Genomic DNA, 20,625 nt, shown 5'->3' with positions numbered 1-20,625 from the left:
GGCAAGGGCTTGTTGGCCGCGCCCGTGGTCAAGTTCTCAGCGTGGCAACGTTTGATCTTGTTGCGTGCTGTTTGGAAGGCCCACCCAGGGAGCTGCGCGAGCAAGGCGTGGTGGTGGTCTGGGGCGTCGGGCCTAAGGGCAAGGATTGGTCATCGAGAGTGACGGTTTTTGAAGGGCAGGAGCTTTTGCTGTTCTTCTCCCTCTCCCCTCGTGGGAGAGGGCCGGGGTGAGGGGGCGACGGGACGACCTGACCGCCCAACTTCCCTCACTCCACCTCCACCAGCCACGGCCACCGCGCCCGGTAGTCGGCCACCTTCGCGGCGTACAGGGTGGGCGTGTGGTTGAGGGGGTTGTGGCGCAGGCGGCCCGCCGTGAGGTCGTCCAATCCGCGCGGGGCGTACACCTCGCCCGCCGCGCTCACGCCGACGCAGGTGCATTCGACCAGGAATTGATCGATGCCCTCGCGGGCGCTGCACAGGGGTGGGCGGGAGAGGCCGTATTTCTCGGCGAACCACAGGTGGACGCGGGCCTGGTTGCGAACCTCCACGCGGGCACCCAGGTCGGCGAAGAGGGCGGCGGCGCGGCGGATCACGGCGTCCTCGGCCTCGTAGCTCGTGTCGGCGTCCCAGTAGAACAGGTCGTAGTCGCGGATGTGGGCACCCGGCGGCTGACCGCTCAGGACGTTCCACACCGTCTGGAAGAGCGCCCCGGCGACGAGGTGGGCCTGCGGTGCACCGAGGCTGGGCAGGCGGGCGAGGAGGGCGGCGTTGACCGGGTTGAGCCGGACGGTGGAGAGGAAGCTGGCCTCGGTCATGCCCCCACAGTCTGCCCCCGAAACTGCACCGGCAGGTTCAGGCCCACTTCGAGCGGCGGGCGTCCTGAGCGTCGGCTTCGGGGGAGTGGGGCATGGGTGCCTCGGCGTGGCGGGTGCTCTTGTCCCAGACGCGGCGTCCGGTGAGGTAGTGCCTGTACGCCATCGGCAGGCTCAGGAACAGGGCGAAGCCGTAGACGAACAGGCCCCCGAAGGCGAAGAGCACCATGCCGGGTGACAGGGGATTTTGCCGCCGGTAACGGGCCACCCAGTTGATCTGAAAGGCGAGGTTGAGCGCGGTGAACGTCGTGACGACCGCCGGATCGAGGACCAGCCCGCGCTCACCCAACAGCAGCCGCACGGGCTGGCTCAGCAGCGACGTGAGGACGAGGCCGACCGTCCACGGGTGCGAGAGGAAGTAGGTGAGGTCCAGCCGCGCCACCGGCCTGACCCGCGAGCGCCACAGCCGGGGCACGTACCGCGCACACTGCATCGTTCCCTGCGCCCAGCGTGCCCGCTGCCGGGAGAAGCGGCGCAGGTCCGGGAGGCCCTGCTGGGTGACGGGACTCTGGAGAAAGGCCAGGCGGTGCCGGGGGTCGGCGAGGCGCATCTCCAGGCCGCTGGCGAGGTCCTCCGAGAGGCAGTCGGGCCAGGGGTCCCGTCCCCGGTCGAGCTGCCCGGCAAGGTACGAGGCGCGCATGAACTGCCCGTTGCCGAACAGCGCGACGCTGTGCCAGCGGGTGCGGAGCTGCTGGGTATGGCGCACGATGAAGAACTCGATGTCCTGCTCCAGTTCCAGCAGCCGCCCGATCCAGCCGTGCAGAGTATTGGGCGTGCCGGACATGCGGACGCGCACGTGGGCCTGCGCGCCCATCACGTCCGGGTCCGCAAAGGCCGCCCGCGCCTCGGGGATCAGGTCGGGGGTGAGCCGCCCGTCCGCGTCGAGCACCACGACCACCTCGCGCGTCAGGTTCCGGCCCTCGGCGCGCAGGCCCGTGACAAGGTGCTGGGCCGCCCAGTTCAGCGCCCGGCCCTTGCCCTCCCGCGCGTGGGGCCGGGCGCGGCGCAGCAGGCTCACCCGCCCGTCGTCGTCGGCCAGCCCCTCCACGAGGGCGGCGGTCGCGTCCTCGCTCCCGTCGTCGATGACGGCGACCCGGACCTCGGGGGCCAGCGTCAGGACACTCCGCACCGTCGCCTCGATGACCTGCGCCTCGTTGAGCGCGGGAATGAGCACGGTGAAGCGCAGGCTGGCGTCGGGTGGGGTCCGTCGGCGTGGGCGCGGCAGCAGCGCGGCGAACAGCGACTGCACGAGGTACAGGCTGAGCAGCACCAGCCCTACCACATCCAGTGCGGTGAGCAGGGTCTTCAAGGGGTGCCTCGGGCCGCGCGCGGGGTCGGGAGCATTCCCCCCACCATGCACGGCCCGCCCCCGCAAGACTGTCCGAGTTCGCCACTTCCCGCGCTCACCCTGTCGCCGCCGGGGTCACTCCGAATGCAGGAAGGCCCGCACCCGCCGGGGCAACTCGCCGGGGTCCATCAGGAAGGCGTCGTGCCCGTGGACGCTCTCCAGCTCCCAGTACTCCGAGGTTCGCAGGAGGGCGGCGTGGGCTTGCACCTCGGCGGGTGGGTAAAGCACGTCGCTGGAGATGCCGACCACGAGCGTGGGCGTGCGGATGGCCCGTAATTCCGCGTCGGTGGGCTGGAAGCGGTCCATCGCCTCCGTCAGCGTGAGGTAGGTGCGCTCGCAGAAGCGGGCACACAGCTTCTCGCCCTGATGCTCCAGGTAGGTCGTGATCGCGGGCGTGCCGGGCCGCCGCGCACTCGGCCCCGATTGCGTCAGCGCGAGACTCTGCGGGCTGCGGTAGCTCAACATGGCGATCTGGCGCGCGACCTTGAGGCCCTCGCCCCCCGGCGCGGCGCGGATGGCGCTCCGGGCGGCGGTGTTCAGCCCGACTGCCCACGGCGAGTGGCGGGCGGGTGCCCCGACGATCACCGCCCGCTCCACGAGGTCGGGGCACTCCAGCAGCCACGCGTAGGCGAGCATCCCGCCCATGCTGGCCCCCACCACCGTCACCCGCCGCACGCCCAGATGCTCCAGCAGCGCCCGGCCCGCCCGCGCCATGTCGCGCAGGCTGAGGGGCACGTCCGCGCCGTCGCCCAGCTCCCCCGGCCCACTGCTCCCCGCGCAGCCGCCGATGACGTTCGCGCACACCACGTAGTCGCGGGTGGGGTCGAGCGGACGGCCCTCGCCCAGAAAGTCCGGCCACCACTCATGCACGGCGCTCGTGCCTGTCAGCGCGTGCAGCACGAGAATGGCGTGGTCCCCCGGCGTTCCGTAGGTGTGGTACGTCAGCCGCACATCGTTCACCGGTCGCCCGCAGTCCAACAGCAACGGCTCGTGACGAAACAGGCGCACGGTCCGCCGAACCGGGGTCGGGTCCGCAGGCGCGGCGAGCGGGAGGACGGCGGCAGGACGTGTCAGGGCCGTCACGCGCCTCTCCGGGTGGGGGACGAAGAACAGGGACAACAGGAATCGGGGTCGGCCATGTGCGGCGGGCCTCCTCGGGGGCCGGGGGGCGGGGAGAACATGGGGGACGCCGTGACGGCAAGCCCCCTCTCGGGGAGGAGAAGGGACGGGGTGGAAACTTCCTCCGCGTGACCTTCCCTGATCGGTCCCGTGCCGCGTCATCGTTGACGCCGCAATCGGGCTGGCCTTGGCACCGTGACGCTATGGGGTCCGGTTGCCGCGCCGTCTGCGAGCCAGGTCTCTCGGGCGCTCTGGATAGGGTCGCTCCACGCGGGAGCTGCGCCCAAGGTAGCAGGGGCCGCCCTGGGGGGTCAAGGCGGGCAGGGGGCCGCGTCCCAGCCGCGTCCCACTTCCTTGAGCGTTTCTTTGCCCTCGACCGGCTCATGGGAAGGCTTTGGGAAAGTCGTAAACTCCACAGCGTCACGTCATCGTTCCGTCACCTCCCCCTCACACCTCTTTCTTTCCACAGGAGGCTTATGAACCGTCGCCACACCCTGCGCGTCGCCGCCCTGTCCCTCCTCAGCCTCTCGCTCCTCGCGGCGTGCGGCGGGCAAACGTCGGGCGGCACCCAGACGGACTTTGGAAACCTGTCGGCCCTCACTCCCGGCCAGGAGGCCACGATCCGCACCACGCTGAAGGTGAACGTCGTCTTCGTGGGCTACCGCCAAACTGCACCGGGCCAGGTGGCGACGGCGCGGGACGTGAACACCGCCGACTTCGCCGGGATTTTGCCGAAGACGTATGACACCATTGCCCGCATTCCCAGCGCCTACGGCACGACCGAGCGCACGGGCAACGCCTTCGACTACTCGTACAACTACGTCTTCGCGGACCAGACGTTCGAGGACGACTTCTTCGCGTACCTGAAGGGGAGCGGCAAGCAGCAGTCCCTCACCCTCCCGGCGGCGCTGTACAACTGCCAGAGTGACGAGGTGGAGGCCGTGGCCCCCGCCGACCCCACGACGCTGACGGCGGGGTACGTCTGCCCCACGCCCGCCGCGAACATCAATCAGGAAATTACCTCGAACCTGGAGATCGACGGGCGGTCCACCGAGAACTGGCTGGCCGACAACGCGGGCCGCCTCGGCGTGAACCGGAGCGAGTACACCATCTTCCTCGTGAACTGGTACGACCGCCCGGACTTCGAGTTCCACTCGTACACGCGGGCGGACGGGGTGGACACCGACCGGGCGGGAACGACGGCGGGGCAGTTCGGCAAGCGCGGCAGCCGCCGCCTGATCGCGTGGGGCGGGAACGTGCGGGAGACGGCGGGGGCGGCGCAGCGGGTGTGGTTCTACGACCTGTCGGCCAACCCCGACTACTGGACGGACGCCTACGACGTGACCAACCTCGACCTGACGAACGACGAAGTGACCGACTACCGGATGCCGCCGATCTGGGAGTACGGCACCCGCAAGTACAGCGTCGGCTACGGGCGCAAGGTCAGCCCCGACCTCGCGCGGGTGGTGCGCTACATCGGCGTCAACCTGCTGTTCACGCCCAGCCCGATCTACCGGGTGGCCCTGACGCCGCCGCGCCAGCCGGAGGAGATTCAGCTCGACGTGACCGTGGCGCAGGGGGCCGGGGCCGCCGATCCCGCCACGCTGTTCAACGTGCCCCTCACGCAGCAGCGCATCTCCACGCTCCAGCCCTTCGCCACCTTCTCCAACGTGGTGCGCCAGACGCCCCTGAGCGGCGACCTCGCCGAGGCGTACCGCTGCTTTTTCGTGGAGCCGGAGGACAGTTGCACGCCCCAGTACGCGGACTACAGCGGCGAGTTGCTGTTCCAGTACGGCGTGAACGAGCTGCGCGGGCTGTACCAGTCGGTGCCCGACAACCGCTACCTGCTGCCCGTGCGGGTCTTCAACGACGCGGCGAACGGGCAAGATGGCCTGCTCGGCGTCGCCTACGACGACAACGAGACGGGCACCCAGGCCTTCGTGTATTCGTTCCTGACGCCCGACCTGATCGACGCGGGCTTCGGCTTCACGGACACGACCGTCCACGAGATCGGGCACCACCTCAGCCTCTCGCACCCGCACGACGGCTACGACAGCGAGCAGGACCTCTCCTACGGGCCGGACGGCGAGTTCTACTACGTCTTCACGGGCGACCAGAGCGAGACGGTGATGACGTACAACAGCCTCGCCGTCACCTTCGGGCAGTTCAACCTCGACGCCCAGTACCGCTACCTGACCGCCGCGTACCTGAACAACACCAACGCCATCCTCGAACTCACCCGCCGCGCCGGGAAGGCGAGCGCGGTGTCGAGCGCCGCCGTGAGCGCGGACAGCCAGTTCGTGCAGGCCAAAGCACGCTACGCCGGCATGTCCTACTTCGAGGCCGCGCAGCTCGCCCACAGCGGCTACCGCGCCGTGCTGAACGCCGCGCTGACGGCTGGCGTGGACGTGCAGGCGTACAAGTGGTACGAGAACCTGAACGGCCTCTCGACCTCCGGCAGGAAGCCGCGCGTGAGCAAGACGTTCCTGCCGCAGAACGGTGCCGTCATCTTCCCCGAGGAGACGGCGGAGCAGCGGCGCAAGCGCCTCGCGCCCTGAGCGGAACGGGGGAGAGGCGGAAGGGGGCGGCGGGCAGGAAAGCCGCCCCTTCCCATGTCCCCCCGTCAGCCGCCTATCACCCGGCGCGGCTAGGCTGGGGGCATGAAGCGTGCCCTGCTCCTCGCCGCCCTGTGCCTCGGCCCGGCGCTGGCGGCCCCCCCGCGCACGAGTGACCCCGCCCGTATGAGTGATCCCAGCCGCAAGAGTGAACAGCCCCCCTCATCCTTCACGGCGGTCGCGCAGTTGAGGCAGGCGAGGCCCACCCTCGACCTGCTCGTGACCGTGCGGCTCCTCGCCGGGCTGCTGGAGCGCGGCACGCTAGCGCCGGGGGCACAGGCCCGCGCCGAACTCAGGGCCGCGTTGGAGGGGTTGCCCGACCAGCCCACCCTCGGCCCGCTCGCCGCCGAACGCACGCTGGAGCGGGTACGCGGGGCGCTGACGGACACGGAGCGGGGCACGCTGGACGCCGCCCGCGCCGACCTCGAACGCCGCGCCAACCTGAACCTCAGCCGCGTGCGCCTCGCCATGCAGGACGGCCCGGCGAGTGTGCCCCTGGCCCGCTACGGCTTCATGCTGCCCGGCGGCCTCGCCCTCGCCCGCGCGGTCGCGGCGGACCCCGAACGCAACCCCTACGCGGAAGGCGGCCCGAGCGCGGAGGCGTTGCGGCGGGTGCTGGCGCTGCTGGGGGCATAAGCGGCGGTCGTTGGCCCTGTGCCAGCGGGTGACCTGCCAGACTAGCGGCCATGTCCCCCAACCCCACCCTGACCGCCGTGCCCGGCTTCCGCGTCGGCCACTGGACCGACCCCGTGGGTCTCACGGGCTGCACGGTGATCCTGTGCCCGGATGCGGGCGCGGTGGCCTCGGCGTCCTTCCTGGGGCCGAGTCCCGGCACGCGCGAGGGGATTTTGCTCGCCCCGGACAAGAAGGTCGAGCGCGTCCACGCCCTGCTCCTGACGGGCGGGAGCGCCTTCGGGCTGGCGGCGGCGGCGGGCGTGGTGCGCGTGCTAGAGGAACGCGGGGTCGGCCACGAGACGCCGTGGGCGCGTGTGCCCATCGTCCCGGCGGCGGTGGTGTACGACCTCGGTGTGGGCGATCCGGGGGCCAGGCCCGGTGAGCGGGAGGGCGAGCTGACGGCGCGGGCGGCCTCGGCGGACCCGGTGAAGCGCGGGCGCGTCGGCGCGGGCACGGGCACGACGGCGGGCAAGTATCTGGGGGTGGGCGCGGTGCCGGGCGGCCTCGGGAGCGTGTGCGTGGAGCGGCACGGGGTCCGGGTCGGGGCGCTCGCCGTCGTCAATCCCATCGGGGACGTGTTGGATGAGCGCGGCGGCGTGCTGGCCGGGCCGGGGGTGGGACCGGGGGCGGTGGCCTTCACGCCGGGGGACGTGGAGAGCACGACCCTTCTCGCCGTCGTCACCGAACACACGCTGACGAAGAACGACGCCCGCCGCCTCGCCGACGCCGCTCAGGCCGCGCTGGGCCGGGTCATCCACCCCAGCCACACGTTCTGGGACGGCGACAGCGCCTTCGTGCTGAGTTCGTGTGCCCTGCCCCCCGCCGACCCCCTCCTCCTGGGGGCGCTCGTGCAGGAGGCCGTATGCGCGGCGGTGCGGGACGGGGTGCGGATGGCGGGAAGGTAAAATGGGTCAACATCCTCCAGAGACGGAACGGACGTGGAGACGCCCCGGCGACCACCTCACGGAAGGAAAGACCTATGAGTGAGACGCCCGACAAGGTGAAGCAGAGTTACTACCGCAACATCGAGCAGAAGACGGGGGTGCCTATCGACGAGTGGATGGGCCGGATTAGGGAGCGTGACTTCACAAGATTCATGGAGATCGTGAACTGGCTCAAGGCCGAACACGGCTTCGGGCACGGGCACGCGAGCCTGCTGGCGCACGACGCACTCAAGCTCAGAGAGGGCGCACGGCAGGAGAACTGACCCGGCCCCACGGGGACGTTGCGGCGACCGGGCCGGGTGAACTTCCCGACCTCACCTCTCCCGCGTGAACGTCAGCCGCGCCCCCGCCACCCCGAACCCGGCCCGGCGCACGTTGCGTTCACTGCCGCTTCCCGGCGTCACGACCACGCTGGCGAGGTCGGCCCCCAGTTCGGCGGCGAGGTGCAACCGGGCGGCGAGGAGGGCCGTCTGGACGCCCCGGCCCCGGAACTCGGGCAGGGTGGCGGCGCTGTAGAGGGCGGCGACCCCCTCCCGCACGCTCAGGGCCGCGACTCCGGCGGGCGTCCCGTCCACCCGCGCCACGAGGCGGTGGGTGCCGGGCAGGCGCGCGTTCAAGCCCATGATCGCCCCACTTCCCGGCCCGAAGGCGAGTGAGGCGAGGTCGGCCCACGTCTCCGCGCCCGCCTCCTCCCGCACGTCCAACGTGGGCGGGGTGGGCAGGTCCGTCAGAGGACGAGTGTAGGCGTGCAGCACCCCCGTCAACCCGTAGCCGCGAGAAGAGAGGAGCGCAAGTAGGGGCGGCGCTGCGTGCGAGAGGAGATGGAGGATGGCGGGCTGCCCGTGCCCCGCGCAGAAGCCCTCGAAGGCCGCGAGGTCGGTCTCGGTCGGTGGGTCGCCGCCGTCGTGCCATCCCGTGTTCACGGGTACCCCCGGTCCGGTATGGACGGCGGTCAGGGGGCCGAAGCGCGCCGCCGCCCCGAACACTCCATAAGCGAGGTGCCCCACCGCCTCCACGCGGGCGAGGCGGGGCAGAGGGTCGGGCGAGAAGGGGTCGGCCACGGTCTCAGCGTACCCACCCTCCCCGGAATGTGAAATACTCGCCACATGAGACGACCCGCTGCCTCCTTCCGTGTCGCCCTCTTCCCGGTGGTGCTGCTGGCGGGCACCCCGGCCCTCGCCGACGGAGGCCCCGCCACTGCTGGAGCGGCGAGCGATGGGGTCGTCGGACGGGCCGTCTTCCGCTGTCAGGGGGGTATCCGCGTCAACGTGACCCTGTATCCGGGCCGGGCGCGCGTGGAGTTCGCGGGCCGCACGCACATTCTCAACCTCGCGCAGAACGCGGGAGACGTGCTGTACCGCAATACCGATTTCGCCTGGGTCAAGCAGGGCGCGGGTGCTGCCATGCGCGAGAACGTCAGCGGCAGGCTCGCGCTGAGCGGGTGCGTGCAGACGGGATAAGGAGTTGCCAGCGGCCAGCTTCCAGCCGCCAGCACCGCATTGGAAAGCGGCCCTAAACGGATGACCACAGGGAGGCGCGGGACTTTCTCTTTTGCTCCTCCCCCTTGAACGCCTGATGTGAATGAGAAAATAGGCGTACCGGATGTGCTTTCTGCTCCCCCTCCCCCTGCGGGAGAGGGTCGGGGAGAGGGGTGACGAGCGACGCTCCTCCTCTTGCTGGACGACGAAAACGCCTTCATTGCCCAATCTGCAATTCATATCAGGCGTCTTGAGGGGGAAGGTGGGGGGGGCGGGCCTGGCGTCCCTGGAAGGTCAACGAATCATCCGCCGCCTCTGCGAGCGCCACCCTATTCACCCGCCTCACTCTTGCCCTCCCTGGAAGGGCAGAAGAAAACGCCGTTCCAGACGCATCCTAGTACGCTCCCCCCTCCTCCCGGCTGCACGAGTTGACTTCCCATGCATATCACGCTATCTTTTTCCTATCACCGCCGAAGAGGCGGCTTTTTTATTGCCCCTTCCCCGCATTTGTCCCCCGCATGGGCCGCTAGCCTGTCGGCATGAGCTTTCCCGACCCCTCTGCCCCGGCCTCCCGCGCGTTCGTGTCCCTGATCGGGGCGGGGCCGGGCGATCCGGGGCTGATCACCGTGCGCGGCGTGGAGGCGCTCTCGCGGGCGGACGTGGTGCTGTTCGACTACCTCGCCAACCCCGAGCTGCTGCGCCACTGCCCGGACGCCGAGACGATCTATGTGGGCAAGAAGGGCTTTTCCGAGTACATCTCGCAGGAGCAGATCAACGCCCTGATCGTGGCGAAGGCGCGGGAGGGCGGTGGGCGGCGGGTGGCGCGGCTCAAGGGCGGGGACGTGTTCGTGTTCGGGCGCGGCGGCGAGGAGGCCGAGGCGTGTGTGGCCGCCGGGGTGCCCTTCGAGGTCGTGCCGGGGGTGACGAGCGCCATCGCCGCGCCCGCCTACGCCGGGATTCCCGTCACCCACCGCGAGTCGGCCCGCTCCTTCGCCGTCCTGACCGGCAACACGAAGGAGGGGGGCGCGCACTACGAGCGGCTGTCCGGCGTGGACACCCTCGTGCTGCTGATGGGGGTGCGGAACCTCGACGGGATCGCCGCCGACCTCATCGCCTCGGGCCGCTCGCCCGATACCCCCGCCGCCACCGTGCAATGGGGCACCACGCCGCAGCAGCGGGTGGCGACGGGCACGCTGGCAACCATCGCGCGGGCCGTGCGTGAGGCCGGGCTGGAGGCCCCCGCCGTGACCGTGGTGGGCGAGGTCGCCCGGTTGCGCGACACCCTACGCTGGTTCGACGCGGGGTCGGGCTTCGGCGGACCCCTCGCGGGCCGCAGCGTCGCCGTCACCCGCACGCGGGACGGGGCGAGTGCGCTCTCGGAGGTGCTGCGGGCACGCGGCGCGAACGTGCTGGAGGTGCCCCTCATCCGGTTCGCGGAGGTTCCCGACGATTCACCCGTGGAAGACGCCCTGCACGACTTTGGCGGCTGGCTGCTGTTGACGAGCAATCAGGCGGTCAAATCGCTGTTCTCCTTTCTGGAGCGCCGTGGTCTGGACGCCCGCGCGCTCGCCCGTATGAAGATCGCCGCCGTCGGGCCGAGCACGGCCCGGTCTCTGGCGGAGCGTGGCCTCCGCGCCGACTTCGTGCCGTCCACCCCAGGTGCCGTTCACCTCGGCGCAGAACTTCCCGCCCGGCCCGGCGACGTGGCCCTGCACCTCACGAGTCAGGTGGCCGAGGACGACCTCGCGCGTGAGCTGGAGGCGCGCGGCCTGCGCTACGAGCGCGCGGAGCTGTACCGCACCGAACCCGCCCGGCCCGGCGAACACGCCCTGAATCGCCTGCGGGCCGCCGACGTGGTGACGCTCGCCTCGGGAAGCGCGGCCCGCCACCTCGCCGCCCTCGCCGGAATCGATCTCACTGTCGCCGCGATGGGTCCCCAGACCGCCGACGCCGCCCGCCGTGCCGGATTCACCCGCGTCACCGTCGCCGAGACCGCCACCCTGGAGGCCCTGGCGGACGCCGCCGCGTGGGCCGTTGCCGGAAGGGGAGAGGGGTTGGGGGAGAGGGAAGGCTGACCGTCGGAGGCTCGCCGGGAGGGAAAGCCTCTCATTTTCGCCCTCGCTTCCATCCCCTCATCTCTCATTCCTGATCCCTCCTGCTGTCCCCCCAGCCAAGCACGAAGCAAGCTCAAGAATGCCGTCCCTACCGCATTTCTTACCGTTCGGTCGGGGACGCGCGCCCCGGCCTCAGACGCTATGCTGCGCCTCGTGAGTCTGGCCGTCTTCCTCGAATGGCGTGGCGAACCGGCCCTGGTGGTCGGGGGTGGCCCGGTGGCCCTGCGCCGTGCGCGGACGCTGCTGGACGCCGGGTTGCGGGTCACAGTCGTCGCGCCGGACCTCCTGCCGGAGTTCGGCACCCTGCCCGTGCGGGTGGAGCGCCGCGCCTACCGCCCCGCCGACGTGGAGGGGCAGCGCGTGGTCGTGGCCGCCACGAACCGCGAGGACGTGAACGACGCCGTGGCCGGGGACGCGCGGGCGGCGGGTCTACCTGTCAACCACGCGGGCGACGCGGCGCGGGGCACCCTGCGTTTTCCCGCCGTGGCGGAGCGCGGCGGCGTTCGTGTGGCCGTGAGCACCGGGCGGGAGTTGCCCATGCTGGCCCAGGCGGTGCGCGAGCGCATTATGGGATTGCTGCCCTCGTCCGAAGAGGTGGACGTTTGGGTAGCACGGCGGGAACAGGCGCTGGGGCTGTCCGGTCCCGCCCGTGAGCGTGCCCTCGCCGGATTGCGCGCCGACATCCGCGCGGCGATGGGCCTCTCCGCCGGGGGAGCCGCGTGACGCTCGCCTGCCCGACCGCCCGCGCCTTTCTCGCCCGGCCCTGCTCGGCGCACCCCGCGCCCCTCGACTTCGCCGTGGTGGGCCTCAACCACCAGACCGCCCCCGTGGAGGTGCGGGAGCGGGCCGCCGTCCGCGCGAGCGACGAGGCCGCGATCCTCGCCCACCTCTCGCGCCACGCCGCCGAGGTCATGCTGCTCTCCACCTGCAACCGCACGGAGGTCTACCTTGCGGGGCTGCGGGGCGACCCGGTGCGCGCCTTCGAGGACGCGTGGGGCGACGCCCTCGACGACTACCTGTACGTCTACCGGGGGGACGCCGCCGTCACGCACCTGTACCGGGTGGCGGCGGGCCTCGACAGCCTCGTGGTGGGCGAGACGCAGATTCAGGGGCAGGTCAAGCGGGCGTGGCAGGCGGCCCACGAGCACAACCCCGGTGGGCGGCTGTTGAACAAGGTCGCGCAGGGGGCGCTGGCCGCCGGGAAGCGCGTGCGCTCGGAGACGGGCCTGAGCGACAGGGTGGTCAGCGTGTCGGGGGCCGCCGTCGAACTCGCGCAGGCGGCGCTGGGCGACCTCGCCAGCCGCACGGCGCTCATCCTCGGTGCGGGCGAGACCGCCGAACTCACCCTCACCCACCTGCGGGCGGCGGGCGTGCGCGACGTGGTGGTGGTCAACCGAACCGAGGCCCGTGCCCGCCAGCTCGCCGAGAAGGTGGGGGGCCGGGTCTGCGCCGCCGAGTATCTGCACGAGGTCCTGCCAGAGGCCGACGTGGTGATCGCATCGAGTGCGGCCCCCCACTACGTCCTGCACGGCGAGGGCGTGCGTGCGGCGCTGGGGCGGCGGCCCGAGCGGGACATGTTCCTCATCGACATCAGCGTGCCGCGCATCCTCGACCCGAATATCGCGGACGTGGCGGGCGCGCACCTCTACAACCTCGACGATCTCACCGCCATCGTGAGCCGCAACCTGCAAAGCCGCCGCGCCGCCCTCCCCCACGCCGAGGCCATTATCCGAGAGGCCGTCGCCGACCTCAGCCGCTGGCATCTGACGCGAGAGGCGCAGCTTGGGCGGCAGCGGCGGGAGCTGGCGGTGGCGAGCGCCTGAGGGGACGCGGGACGCGGTTCCTGAGTCTTTCCCGCGTACCGCGCACCACGAACCGCCTCCCCCATTTCCCGTACCCTGCCCCCATGTGGACCCTCCTCCCCTCCAGCGCCCTGCGCCTGACGGGCACCGACCGGGTGGACTTCGTGCAGGGGCAGATGACGAACGACCTGCGCGGTGCCCCGACTCCCGGCATGGTTGCCTGCTGTTTCCTCAACGTGCGCGGCCAGATCGAGTTCTTCGCGCGGGCGTACAAACGGAAGGACGACGTGTACCTTCACCTCGACGCCGGGCAGTCGGTAGGCCTCGCCGCTCGGCTTCGGCGCTATATTATCTTCGATCAGGTCGAGATTGGTGATGTGACCGAGGAGCTGGGCACAGTTCACGTCTGGGGGCAGGATGTATCCGGCTGGAACCCGGACGGCCCCGACGCGCAGACCTTCGAGCTGAGCGGGGGGACGGTCCTCGCCGGTCGTATAAACCGCACGGGAACGCCCGGCGTGGACCTCCACTTCCTCACCCGGTATGGGGAGGGGGTACGGGAGGCACTCGGGGGAGGGGAAACGCCCCTGGACGAGTTGGAAGAGTTGCGCGTCCGGGCGGGCATCCCCGACGTGGTGCGCGACGGCTTCGTGGGCACGCTGCCGCAGGAGGTGGGGCTGGACGTGGGCGGTCTCCTCCCGGTCATGAGCTACCGCAAGGGCTGTTACGTCGGGCAGGAGATCATGGCGCGGCTGGAGGCACGGGGAAATGCCCGCTACCACCTCGCGGGGCTGGAGGGGGACGGGCTGCCCGCCCACGCCGAAGTCATCCGTGAGGGCAAAACGGTTGGGCAGGCGGGGGCACACGCGGGGGGCCTGAGCCTCGCGCGGCTGCGGAAGGAACTCGCCCCCGGCGACCGGGTGGAGGTGGGCGGCGTGCCCGCGACCGTGGGGAGCCTGACGCCCACGCCCGCCGATGTTTGAGGCCCTCGCCCGCGACCTGCGCGCCGGAACGCCCGCCGACCTGAACCGCGCCGCGCGCCGGGCGTTCGTCGCCGCCTTCCTCCTGCTCGCGCTGCCGGGGCTACCGCTCGGTGGGCTGTACCTCCTGACCCGGCCCGCGCCCCTGCCCGCCGGGTGGGTGGCGGCCCTCGCCCTGCTCGCCGCCGTCCTCGCCGCCGCCGCCCTGTCCCTCGCCCGCCTCGCCGCCCGCGACCCGAAGGGACCGCCCGCCGGGGCCGCCCTCACCGCCGCCTTCCAGTCCGGGACCGCGCCCGCCGTGCCCTTCCTGCTCGGCTGCGCGTGTCTCCACCAGCCCGCCGCCTTCCTCGCGCTGTGGCTCGTGTCGGCGCTGGCCTTCCTCGCCGCGTGGATGAGCCTTCCCGCCCTCCTCCGCGCGGCGAGCGAACGTTCCCGTTAATCCCCACCTTTTCCATAACCCACAACCACAGCCCACAACCGAAACCGCCCCCCGGCTTCCACACCAGGGGGCGGTTTTCTCTTTTCTCTCCGACTCTCCGACGCTCAACGGCTCTTGGGATCGAGCGCGTCGCGCAGGCCGTCACCGAACAGGTTGAAGGCGAGGCTGAACAGCACGATGAACACCGCCGGGTAGACCAGCACGTACCAGTATTCGGGCTTGAGCCACGCGCGGGCGAAGTCCACCATCTGTCCCCACTCCGAGTAGCCCGACTCGAAGCCCAGGCCGAGGAACGACAGCCCCGCCACGCTCAGCGGCACGGTGGCGAGGTCCAGCACCGCGATGGTGAAGACGGCGGCCACACTGTTGGGGACGACGTGCTTCATGATCAGCCGCCAGTCGCGCGCCCCGAGGCTGCGGGCGGCGTCCACGTACTCCAGCCGCCGGGTCCTCAGCACCTCGCCGCGAATGATGCGCGCGTACCCCGCCCAGCCGGCGATACACGACGCCACGATGATCGGGATGGTCGGGTCGTAACTGCCCGCGCCGCTCTGGAACCGGGCGCGCAGGATGGTCAGGATCACGACCGTCAGGATCAGGGGCGGCAGCGCGAGCAGCACGTCGATGAACCGCTGGATCAGGTTGTCGATCCAGCCGCCGTAGTACCCGCTGACGGCCCCGACGATGACCCCGATCACCAGCGTGATCGCCACGATGATGAACGACATCTTCAGCGCGGTGCGGGTGCCCCACACGAGGCCGTAGAAGATGTTGTAGCCGTTCACCGTGCCGAAGGGGGCCTGCGCGCTGGGTTTGCGGGGGCGCTGCTCGAAGCTCAGGCGCTCGGTCGCGTAGCAGCTCGCGGGGGGCGCGAGGGTCGCCCGCCAGAAGCCCGCGCCCAGCGGGTTGTACACCTGATTGGGACTCGTGAGGTTGAGGTCGCGCAGGCAGTTGCCGCTGGGTTTGGCGATCAGGGGGGCGAACAGGGCCAGCAGACAGAACAGCAGCGTGATTACCAGCCCGGTGATGGCGAGCGGATTGCGCCGCAGCTTGCGGACGGCGGGACTCGTCCAGAAGAGCTGCCAGCGGCTGCGGGCCTGCGCCTTCGGCTGCGGGGCGGTCGAGACGGTGGTCATCGGGCCTCCTTGAAATGGGAGAGCGGGCGTTGGGCGGGCATCAGTCGAACCTCACGCGCGGGTCGATCACGCCGTACAGGATGTCCACGATGGTGCTCACCACCACCACGATCACGGCGGACATCAGCGCGAAGCCCAGCACGGCGGCGAGGTCGGTCTGCTGCGCCGCCAGCACCACCCACTGCCCCACGCCGGGGTACGCGAAGATCGTCTCAGTGATGAGCGAGCCGCCCAGCAGCCCGATGATCAGGAAGCCCGCCAGCGTCACGATGCTCAGCAGGGCGTTGCGCCGGGCGTGCTTGTTGTTCACCACGCGGCTCGACAGGCCCTTCGCGCGGGCGGTCCGCACGTAGTCGCTCGTGAGGGCCTCCAGCATGTTGTTCCGCATCACCTTGATGATGTTCGCCGACAGCACGATCACCAGCGTCAGCGCGGGCAGGATCATGTGCTGGATCACGTCCCACGCCACGTCCCAGCGCCCGTTGAGCATGGCGTCGATGGAGAGCATCCCGGTGGGACGCCGCAGGTCGCCGATGGTGAACTGGTTGATCACGCTGACCTGCCCCGCGCCGGGCAGAATCTGGAGCCGCTCGTAGAAGGTCGCCAGCAGCACGATGCCCACCACGAAGCTCGGCAGGCTGTAGCCCAGCACCACCAGCACACGCAGAATCTGGTCGATGAGCTTGTCCTTGTGCAGGGCGCTCAGCGTGCCCAGCCACACCCCCAGCAGCAGGATGGGGATGGCCGTCAGGATCGTCAGCTCGACGGTGGCGGGCAGCCGCTCCCGGATGGTAGGCCACACGTCCTTGCCGCTGGCGCGCGAGTAGCCCAGGTCGCCCTGCAAGGTCTTGGTCGCCCAGTTGCCGTACTGCGCGATGAAGGGGTCCCGCAGTCCGCGTTCCTCGATGATCTGCTCGAGGCGGGCCGCCTGTTGCTCGCTGCGGATGTAGGGCGCGGCGCGCTGTTCGGGCGTCAGAAGCTGCGTCAGGCCGACGATCAGCAGGGAGAGGACGAGCATCACCAGCGGAATCTGGATCAGCCGCCGCACGATGAAGTTGAGCATGGGGGCCTCGGGAGGGGCGCTTCAAGAGACACCGACACACGGACCTTGAAGGAAAGAGGCGGGGGCCGGGGGGTCGAACGAAGGACGCCGGGCGTCCGGGTAGGGTGAACAAGTCAGGGTAAATCAAAGGGGCGCGCGCCGCCAGCCCGGAGCGAGGTCGGGGGAACGAAGGAAGGGCGGGGCAGCCCACCGTGGGAACTGCCCCGCCCTGCTGCGCTTCTTCGACCGGCTCAGGCGCTTATCGCTTGCTGAGTTCCTTCCAGAAGGTGCCGGTGGCGAACGAGATCATGGGGTTGAAGTTGGTCTTGCCCGCGCCCACGAGGTTGTCGCGCACGAAGCTGTAGCCGATGCCGGCGGGCACCAGGATGTACGGGGCCTGCTCGTAGGCGCGGTTGCCCACCAGGCTGTACAGGCGGTTGCGCTGCTGGGCGTTGACCGTCTGACGGGCCTGATCCAGCCACTTGTCCACCTGCGCGTCCTTGAAGTTGCTGCGCGGGAAGTAGTAGCCGTTACTGGAGTAGAAGGTGTACATGAAGTTGTCCGGGTCCGCGTAGTCGGGTGCCCAGCCGATGACGATCATCGCCTCCTCGCCCTTCTTGGAGGACTCCAGCATCTCGCTCCACTGCTTGGCCTGGATGTTCACCTTGAACTTGGGGTTCAGCGACTCGATGTTGCGCTTCAAGATCTCCATCGCCGTCTGCGAGGCCACGCTGCCCTGGCGGTAGTTCGCCGTCAGCACGAAGCCGTTCTTCCAGACGTTGCCGCCCCACGCGCGCTGGAAGTACGTGCGGGCCTGCGCGGCGTTGAAGCGGTAGGTCTTGACCTCCGCGTCGTAGCCGGGGAAGGAGTCGGGGAGCAGCACGGTGCGCTGCTTGCCCTTGCCGTTCTGCACGTCCTGAATGTACTGGCCGTAGTTGAAGGCGTTGCTGAAGCCCCGGCGCACGTTCACGTCCGTGAAGAAGTTGGCGGGAATGCCGCGCCCGTCGAGCTTGCCGCTGCCCAGCAGCCCGGTCGCCTTGATGTTCTGGTTCATGAAGATGGCCGTGGCCGTGGTGTTGGGCAGGTCGTCGATCCAGGTCACGCCGGGCTTGCCCTTGATCTGCTCCTCGTCCACCGCGCGCCCGCCGCCCTCGATGATGTCCGCGTCACCGCGCAAGAAGGCCTGCTGACGCGCCGCCAGCTCGGGCACCTTCTGGATGATCACGTTCTTGATCGCGGGCTTCTTGCCCCAGTAGCCGTCGAACGCGGTCGCCAGGAAGGCGTTGGCGTCCTTGCGAACGAAGCGGTACGCACCCGTGCCGCTCGGCTGCTGGCTGAGCTTGGAATTCGTCAGGTCCTTGCCGACCCAGTTCATCATGTCGGCCTGGGTGCCCTTCCACTCACCGATGGCGATGGCGTGGCGGCGGTCCACGATGCTCTGGCCCGTGTAGGCGAGCTTGGCGAGGAACGCGGGGTCCACCTTCGGCAGCGTGAAGACGAGCTGCCCGGCGTTGTTGCACTCCACCGCGCGGTCGATCCTGGCCCAGGTGATCGTCTTGTCGTCGTTGGCGTTGCTGCCGGTGCCCAGCAGCGACTCGCTGATGAACCAGTTGCCGCTCTCGGCGGAGTTCGTCACGAGGTTGCGCTCGAAGGTGTACTCGGCGTCGGCGCAGGCCATGGTGTTGCCCGAGTGGAACTTGACGTTGCGGCGCAGGTCGAAGGTGTAGGTGCGCCCGCCGTTGCTGATCGTCCACTTGGTCGAGAGCAGCGGCTCAAGCTGGGTGAGGCTCGCGCCCCGGTAGGTCAGCAGCGTCTCGTACATGTTCTCCACGACCGCGCCCGAGGCCGTGTCATACGTCACGCCGGGGTCCATCGTGGGGATGTCCGCCGCCGTCTGCTCGACGAGGGTGTCCCTGGGGGCCGCCGCAAGGGCCGAGCCGACGAGGAGCAAGGAGCTGAGCAAGGCAAATTTCTTCATTGAGCCTCCCGTGAAAGGGGCACCGTCCGCCTACAGCCTGGGATGTTGGGGTCCGGTGCCTTGTCGTGGTTCTTCGCTCAGCAATATAGCGTAGCCTGAGCAGGAGATGTGAGAGTTTTCAAAGAACGTTGGAAGGTCGAAAACGCGGATTGAGTCACAGTTTTTCCACCGTTCTGTACTCAGTCTGAGCGTCTTGAGTCGCCTGCACACCGGGAGTGCGATACTGCCGCGCGTGAAGAAACGCATCCTGCTGCTGGCGGGCGGTCAGTCCGGCGAACACGAGGTCAGCCTGATGAGCGCCCGCAGCGTCCTCGCGGCCCTGCCCCGCGACCGCTTCGACGTGACGCCCGTGGTCATCAGCCCCCAGGGCCGCTGGCTCCCGCCCACCGACACCCAGCGGGCGCTGGAGACGGGCCAGGCGGTGCGCGGCGGCGACCTCGTGCTGCACCGCGCGGCGAGCGCCGAGGGCTACGACGCCGTGTTTCCCCTCCTCCACGGCCCGATGGGCGAGGACGGCACGATTCAGGGGCTGCTGACGCTCGCCGGAATTCCCTTCGTCGGGTCGGGCGTGCTGGGGTCGGCGGTGGGCATGGACAAGGTGATGACGAAGCAGGTGCTCGCCTCGGTGGGCGTGCCGCAGGTCGCGTGGAGGCTCGCCGTGCGCCGCGAGTGGCAGGACCGTCCGGAGGAAGTGAGGGCCAGGGCCGCCGAACTCGGCCTCCCTGTGTTCGTGAAGCCCGCCAACCTGGGGTCGAGCGTCGGCATCAGCAAGGTGAGCCGCCCGGAGGAATTGGATGCCGCCCTCGACCTCGCCTTCAGCCTCGACCGTCGGGTGATTCTGGAGGCAATGACGGGCCACAAGCCGCGTGAGGTGGAGGTCGGCATCCTCGGCAACGACGCGCCCATCGCCAGCCCGGTCGGTGAGTTGCGTTTCGACGCCGACTTCTACGACTACGAGACGAAGTACACCGAGGGCCGCGCGACGATGCACATTCCCGCGCCGCTGCCCGCCGAGGTCGCCGAGCGCGTCCGCACGCTGGCGCTGACGGCCTTCCGCGCGCTCGACTGTGCTGGCCTCGCCCGCGTGGACTTCTTCTACGTGGAGGAGACGGGCGACCTCTTCCTCAACGAGCTGAACACCATGCCCGGCTTCACCACCACGAGCATGTATCCCAAACTCTTTGAGGCGGCGGGTCTGAGCTACAGCGACCTCGTGACGCGCTTGGTGGACCTGGCACTGGAGAAGCGGTAGGGGACGCGGGAGCAAAAGCCTCAAGTCTGACCGCTGAAAGCTGACGGCTGACCGCCCCTTGTGTCCCACCTCACCCTCCGCCGACGGTTAGTGAGTGGATACTCACCCAATGCCCCGCCCCCGAACGATCACCGACGAGCAGATTGTGGTGGCGGCGCGTGCGGCCTTTCTGGAGCAGGGCTTTTCCGCGACGACCGCCGAAATCGCGCGGCGGGCGGGAGTGTCCGAGGGGACGCTGTTCAAACGCTTCGCCACGAAGGAGGACCTGTTCGAGGAGGTCATGGGGCTGCGCGAGTCACCCGCCTGGCACGCGGAGCTGAGTGCGCGGGTGGGAGAGGGCGACGTGCGCCGCAACCTGGAACGGGCCTTCCTGCTGTATCTCGACTCGGCACGGCAGATTGTGCCCAACCTGCTTCTCGTCTTCTCACGGGGCTATGCCCCGGCCCACAATCCCCTGCTCGAACGCCTCGACAACCCCATGCGTGAGGACACCCAGGCCCTCGCCTCCTACCTGCGCGCGGAGGTGGCGCGGGGCCGCATCCGCCCCGTGGACGCCGAGATGACGGCCCTCGCGCTGCTGGGTGCCCTGCTGCACTTCGTCCACTTCTGGCTGATGACCCACCGGGGCAACCCGGAGACGCTGGACGCCGGACGCTACGTGCGCGGTCTCCTCGACCTGCTGTGGCCGGGGCTGGAACCCTGAACCGGAACCCCAGCCCGCCTGGGGGCGTATGCACTCCTCGTAAGCTGCCCTGCCCGTAAGCAAGTTCTCACTCACTCATTCCCCGCCCGATTCCAGAGGTCCCACCATGCGTTCCCCACCCACCCAGAT

General features: G+C 69.9%; 19 protein-coding genes and 1 riboswitch. Of the genes, 12 read left to right on the top strand and 7 right to left on the bottom strand.

What is annotated here, in order from left to right; genetic code table 11:
* Window positions 1-265: 265 nt before the first annotated feature.
* The 3 genes from V3W47_RS00095 to V3W47_RS00085 all read right to left on the bottom strand — a co-directional run bounded on the left by V3W47_RS00095 (window position 266) and on the right by V3W47_RS00085 (window position 3,302).
* Window positions 266-814, bottom strand: a complete 549-nt coding sequence (locus V3W47_RS00095) for a nucleotidyltransferase family protein (RefSeq protein WP_331823112.1) — start codon at window positions 812-814, stop codon at window positions 266-268.
* 37 nt (window positions 815-851) lie between these two features.
* Window positions 852-2,180: a glycosyltransferase family 2 protein gene (locus V3W47_RS00090; RefSeq protein WP_331823111.1), complete on the bottom strand. Its 1,329-nt coding sequence runs from the start codon at window positions 2,178-2,180 to the stop codon at window positions 852-854.
* A gap of 114 nt (window positions 2,181-2,294) precedes the next feature.
* On the bottom strand, window positions 2,295-3,302 hold the full coding sequence (locus V3W47_RS00085) for a homoserine O-acetyltransferase family protein (protein ID WP_442877191.1): 1,008 nt from the start codon (window positions 3,300-3,302) through the stop codon (window positions 2,295-2,297).
* Between the two features lie 191 nt (window positions 3,303-3,493).
* Window positions 3,494-3,600, bottom strand: a riboswitch (SAM riboswitch).
* Window positions 3,601-3,814: 214 nt separating this feature from the next.
* Between V3W47_RS00085 and V3W47_RS00080 the strand changes: the two genes are divergently transcribed.
* The 4 genes from V3W47_RS00080 to V3W47_RS00065 all read left to right on the top strand — a co-directional run bounded on the left by V3W47_RS00080 (window position 3,815) and on the right by V3W47_RS00065 (window position 7,835).
* Window positions 3,815-5,896, top strand: coding sequence for a zinc metalloprotease (locus tag V3W47_RS00080; protein ID WP_331823110.1), 2,082 nt, complete (start codon window positions 3,815-3,817; stop codon window positions 5,894-5,896).
* Between the two features lie 102 nt (window positions 5,897-5,998).
* Window positions 5,999-6,589 (top strand): hypothetical protein, encoded by a 591-nt coding sequence (locus V3W47_RS00075; protein ID WP_331823109.1) that lies wholly within the window; start codon window positions 5,999-6,001, stop codon window positions 6,587-6,589.
* Window positions 6,590-6,639: 50 nt separating this feature from the next.
* A complete protein-coding gene (locus V3W47_RS00070; protein WP_331823108.1) occupies window positions 6,640-7,533 on the top strand; it encodes a P1 family peptidase in 894 nt (297 codons plus the stop codon).
* Window positions 7,534-7,607: 74 nt separating this feature from the next.
* Window positions 7,608-7,835 carry a DUF4287 domain-containing protein gene (locus V3W47_RS00065; protein ID WP_331823107.1) on the top strand — a complete coding sequence of 76 codons (228 nt, stop codon included), beginning with the start codon at window positions 7,608-7,610 and terminating at the stop codon, window positions 7,833-7,835.
* A 51-nt stretch (window positions 7,836-7,886) separates the two neighbouring features.
* On the opposite strand, the gene V3W47_RS00060 is transcribed toward V3W47_RS00065, so the two are convergent.
* Window positions 7,887-8,633 carry a GNAT family N-acetyltransferase gene (locus V3W47_RS00060; RefSeq protein ID WP_331823106.1) on the bottom strand — a complete coding sequence of 249 codons (747 nt, stop codon included), beginning with the start codon at window positions 8,631-8,633 and terminating at the stop codon, window positions 7,887-7,889.
* Between the two features lie 45 nt (window positions 8,634-8,678).
* Here V3W47_RS00060 and V3W47_RS00055 point away from each other — a divergent pair, with 45 nt between their 5' ends.
* From V3W47_RS00055 to V3W47_RS00030, 6 genes are all read left to right on the top strand, one after another.
* Window positions 8,679-9,032, top strand: a complete 354-nt coding sequence (locus V3W47_RS00055; protein WP_331823105.1) for a hypothetical protein — start codon at window positions 8,679-8,681, stop codon at window positions 9,030-9,032.
* A gap of 557 nt (window positions 9,033-9,589) precedes the next feature.
* Window positions 9,590-11,125, top strand: coding sequence for a uroporphyrinogen-III C-methyltransferase (cobA, locus tag V3W47_RS00050; RefSeq protein WP_331823104.1), 1,536 nt, complete (start codon window positions 9,590-9,592; stop codon window positions 11,123-11,125).
* Between the two features lie 192 nt (window positions 11,126-11,317).
* Window positions 11,318-11,887, top strand: a complete 570-nt coding sequence (locus V3W47_RS00045; protein WP_331823103.1) for a precorrin-2 dehydrogenase/sirohydrochlorin ferrochelatase family protein — start codon at window positions 11,318-11,320, stop codon at window positions 11,885-11,887.
* Window positions 11,884-12,987, top strand: a complete 1,104-nt coding sequence (gene hemA / locus V3W47_RS00040; RefSeq protein ID WP_331823102.1) for a glutamyl-tRNA reductase — start codon at window positions 11,884-11,886, stop codon at window positions 12,985-12,987. The genes V3W47_RS00045 and hemA overlap by 4 nt, the downstream gene beginning before the upstream one ends.
* A gap of 83 nt (window positions 12,988-13,070) precedes the next feature.
* Window positions 13,071-13,949, top strand: coding sequence for a CAF17-like 4Fe-4S cluster assembly/insertion protein YgfZ (gene ygfZ, locus V3W47_RS00035; RefSeq protein ID WP_331823101.1), 879 nt, complete (start codon window positions 13,071-13,073; stop codon window positions 13,947-13,949).
* Window positions 13,942-14,385: a hypothetical protein gene (locus V3W47_RS00030; RefSeq protein WP_331823100.1), complete on the top strand. Its 444-nt coding sequence runs from the start codon at window positions 13,942-13,944 to the stop codon at window positions 14,383-14,385. The genes ygfZ and V3W47_RS00030 overlap by 8 nt, the downstream gene beginning before the upstream one ends.
* A 104-nt stretch (window positions 14,386-14,489) precedes the next feature.
* On the opposite strand, the gene V3W47_RS00025 is transcribed toward V3W47_RS00030, so the two are convergent.
* From V3W47_RS00025 to V3W47_RS00015, 3 genes are all read right to left on the bottom strand, one after another.
* Window positions 14,490-15,521 (bottom strand): ABC transporter permease, encoded by a 1,032-nt coding sequence (locus V3W47_RS00025; protein ID WP_331823099.1) that lies wholly within the window; start codon window positions 15,519-15,521, stop codon window positions 14,490-14,492.
* A gap of 40 nt (window positions 15,522-15,561) precedes the next feature.
* Window positions 15,562-16,584: an ABC transporter permease gene (locus tag V3W47_RS00020; RefSeq protein WP_331823098.1), complete on the bottom strand. Its 1,023-nt coding sequence runs from the start codon at window positions 16,582-16,584 to the stop codon at window positions 15,562-15,564.
* 238 nt (window positions 16,585-16,822) lie between these two features.
* Window positions 16,823-18,541 (bottom strand): ABC transporter substrate-binding protein, encoded by a 1,719-nt coding sequence (locus V3W47_RS00015; RefSeq protein ID WP_331823097.1) that lies wholly within the window; start codon window positions 18,539-18,541, stop codon window positions 16,823-16,825.
* 232 nt (window positions 18,542-18,773) lie between these two features.
* Here V3W47_RS00015 and V3W47_RS00010 point away from each other — a divergent pair, with 232 nt between their 5' ends.
* A complete protein-coding gene (locus V3W47_RS00010) occupies window positions 18,774-19,793 on the top strand; it encodes a D-alanine--D-alanine ligase family protein (RefSeq protein WP_331823096.1) in 1,020 nt (339 codons plus the stop codon).
* 109 nt (window positions 19,794-19,902) lie between these two features.
* Complete coding sequence (locus tag V3W47_RS00005; RefSeq protein ID WP_331823095.1) at window positions 19,903-20,496, top strand: TetR/AcrR family transcriptional regulator; 594 nt, start codon at window positions 19,903-19,905, stop codon at window positions 20,494-20,496.
* Window positions 20,497-20,625: the final 129 nt, after the last annotated feature.

Origin of the sequence: Deinococcus sp. YIM 134068, assembly GCF_036543075.1 — a bacterium.
GTDB classification, from domain to species: Bacteria; Deinococcota; Deinococci; order Deinococcales; family Deinococcaceae; genus Deinococcus; species Deinococcus lichenicola.
This window is presented reverse-complemented; position numbering and strand designations above follow the sequence as displayed.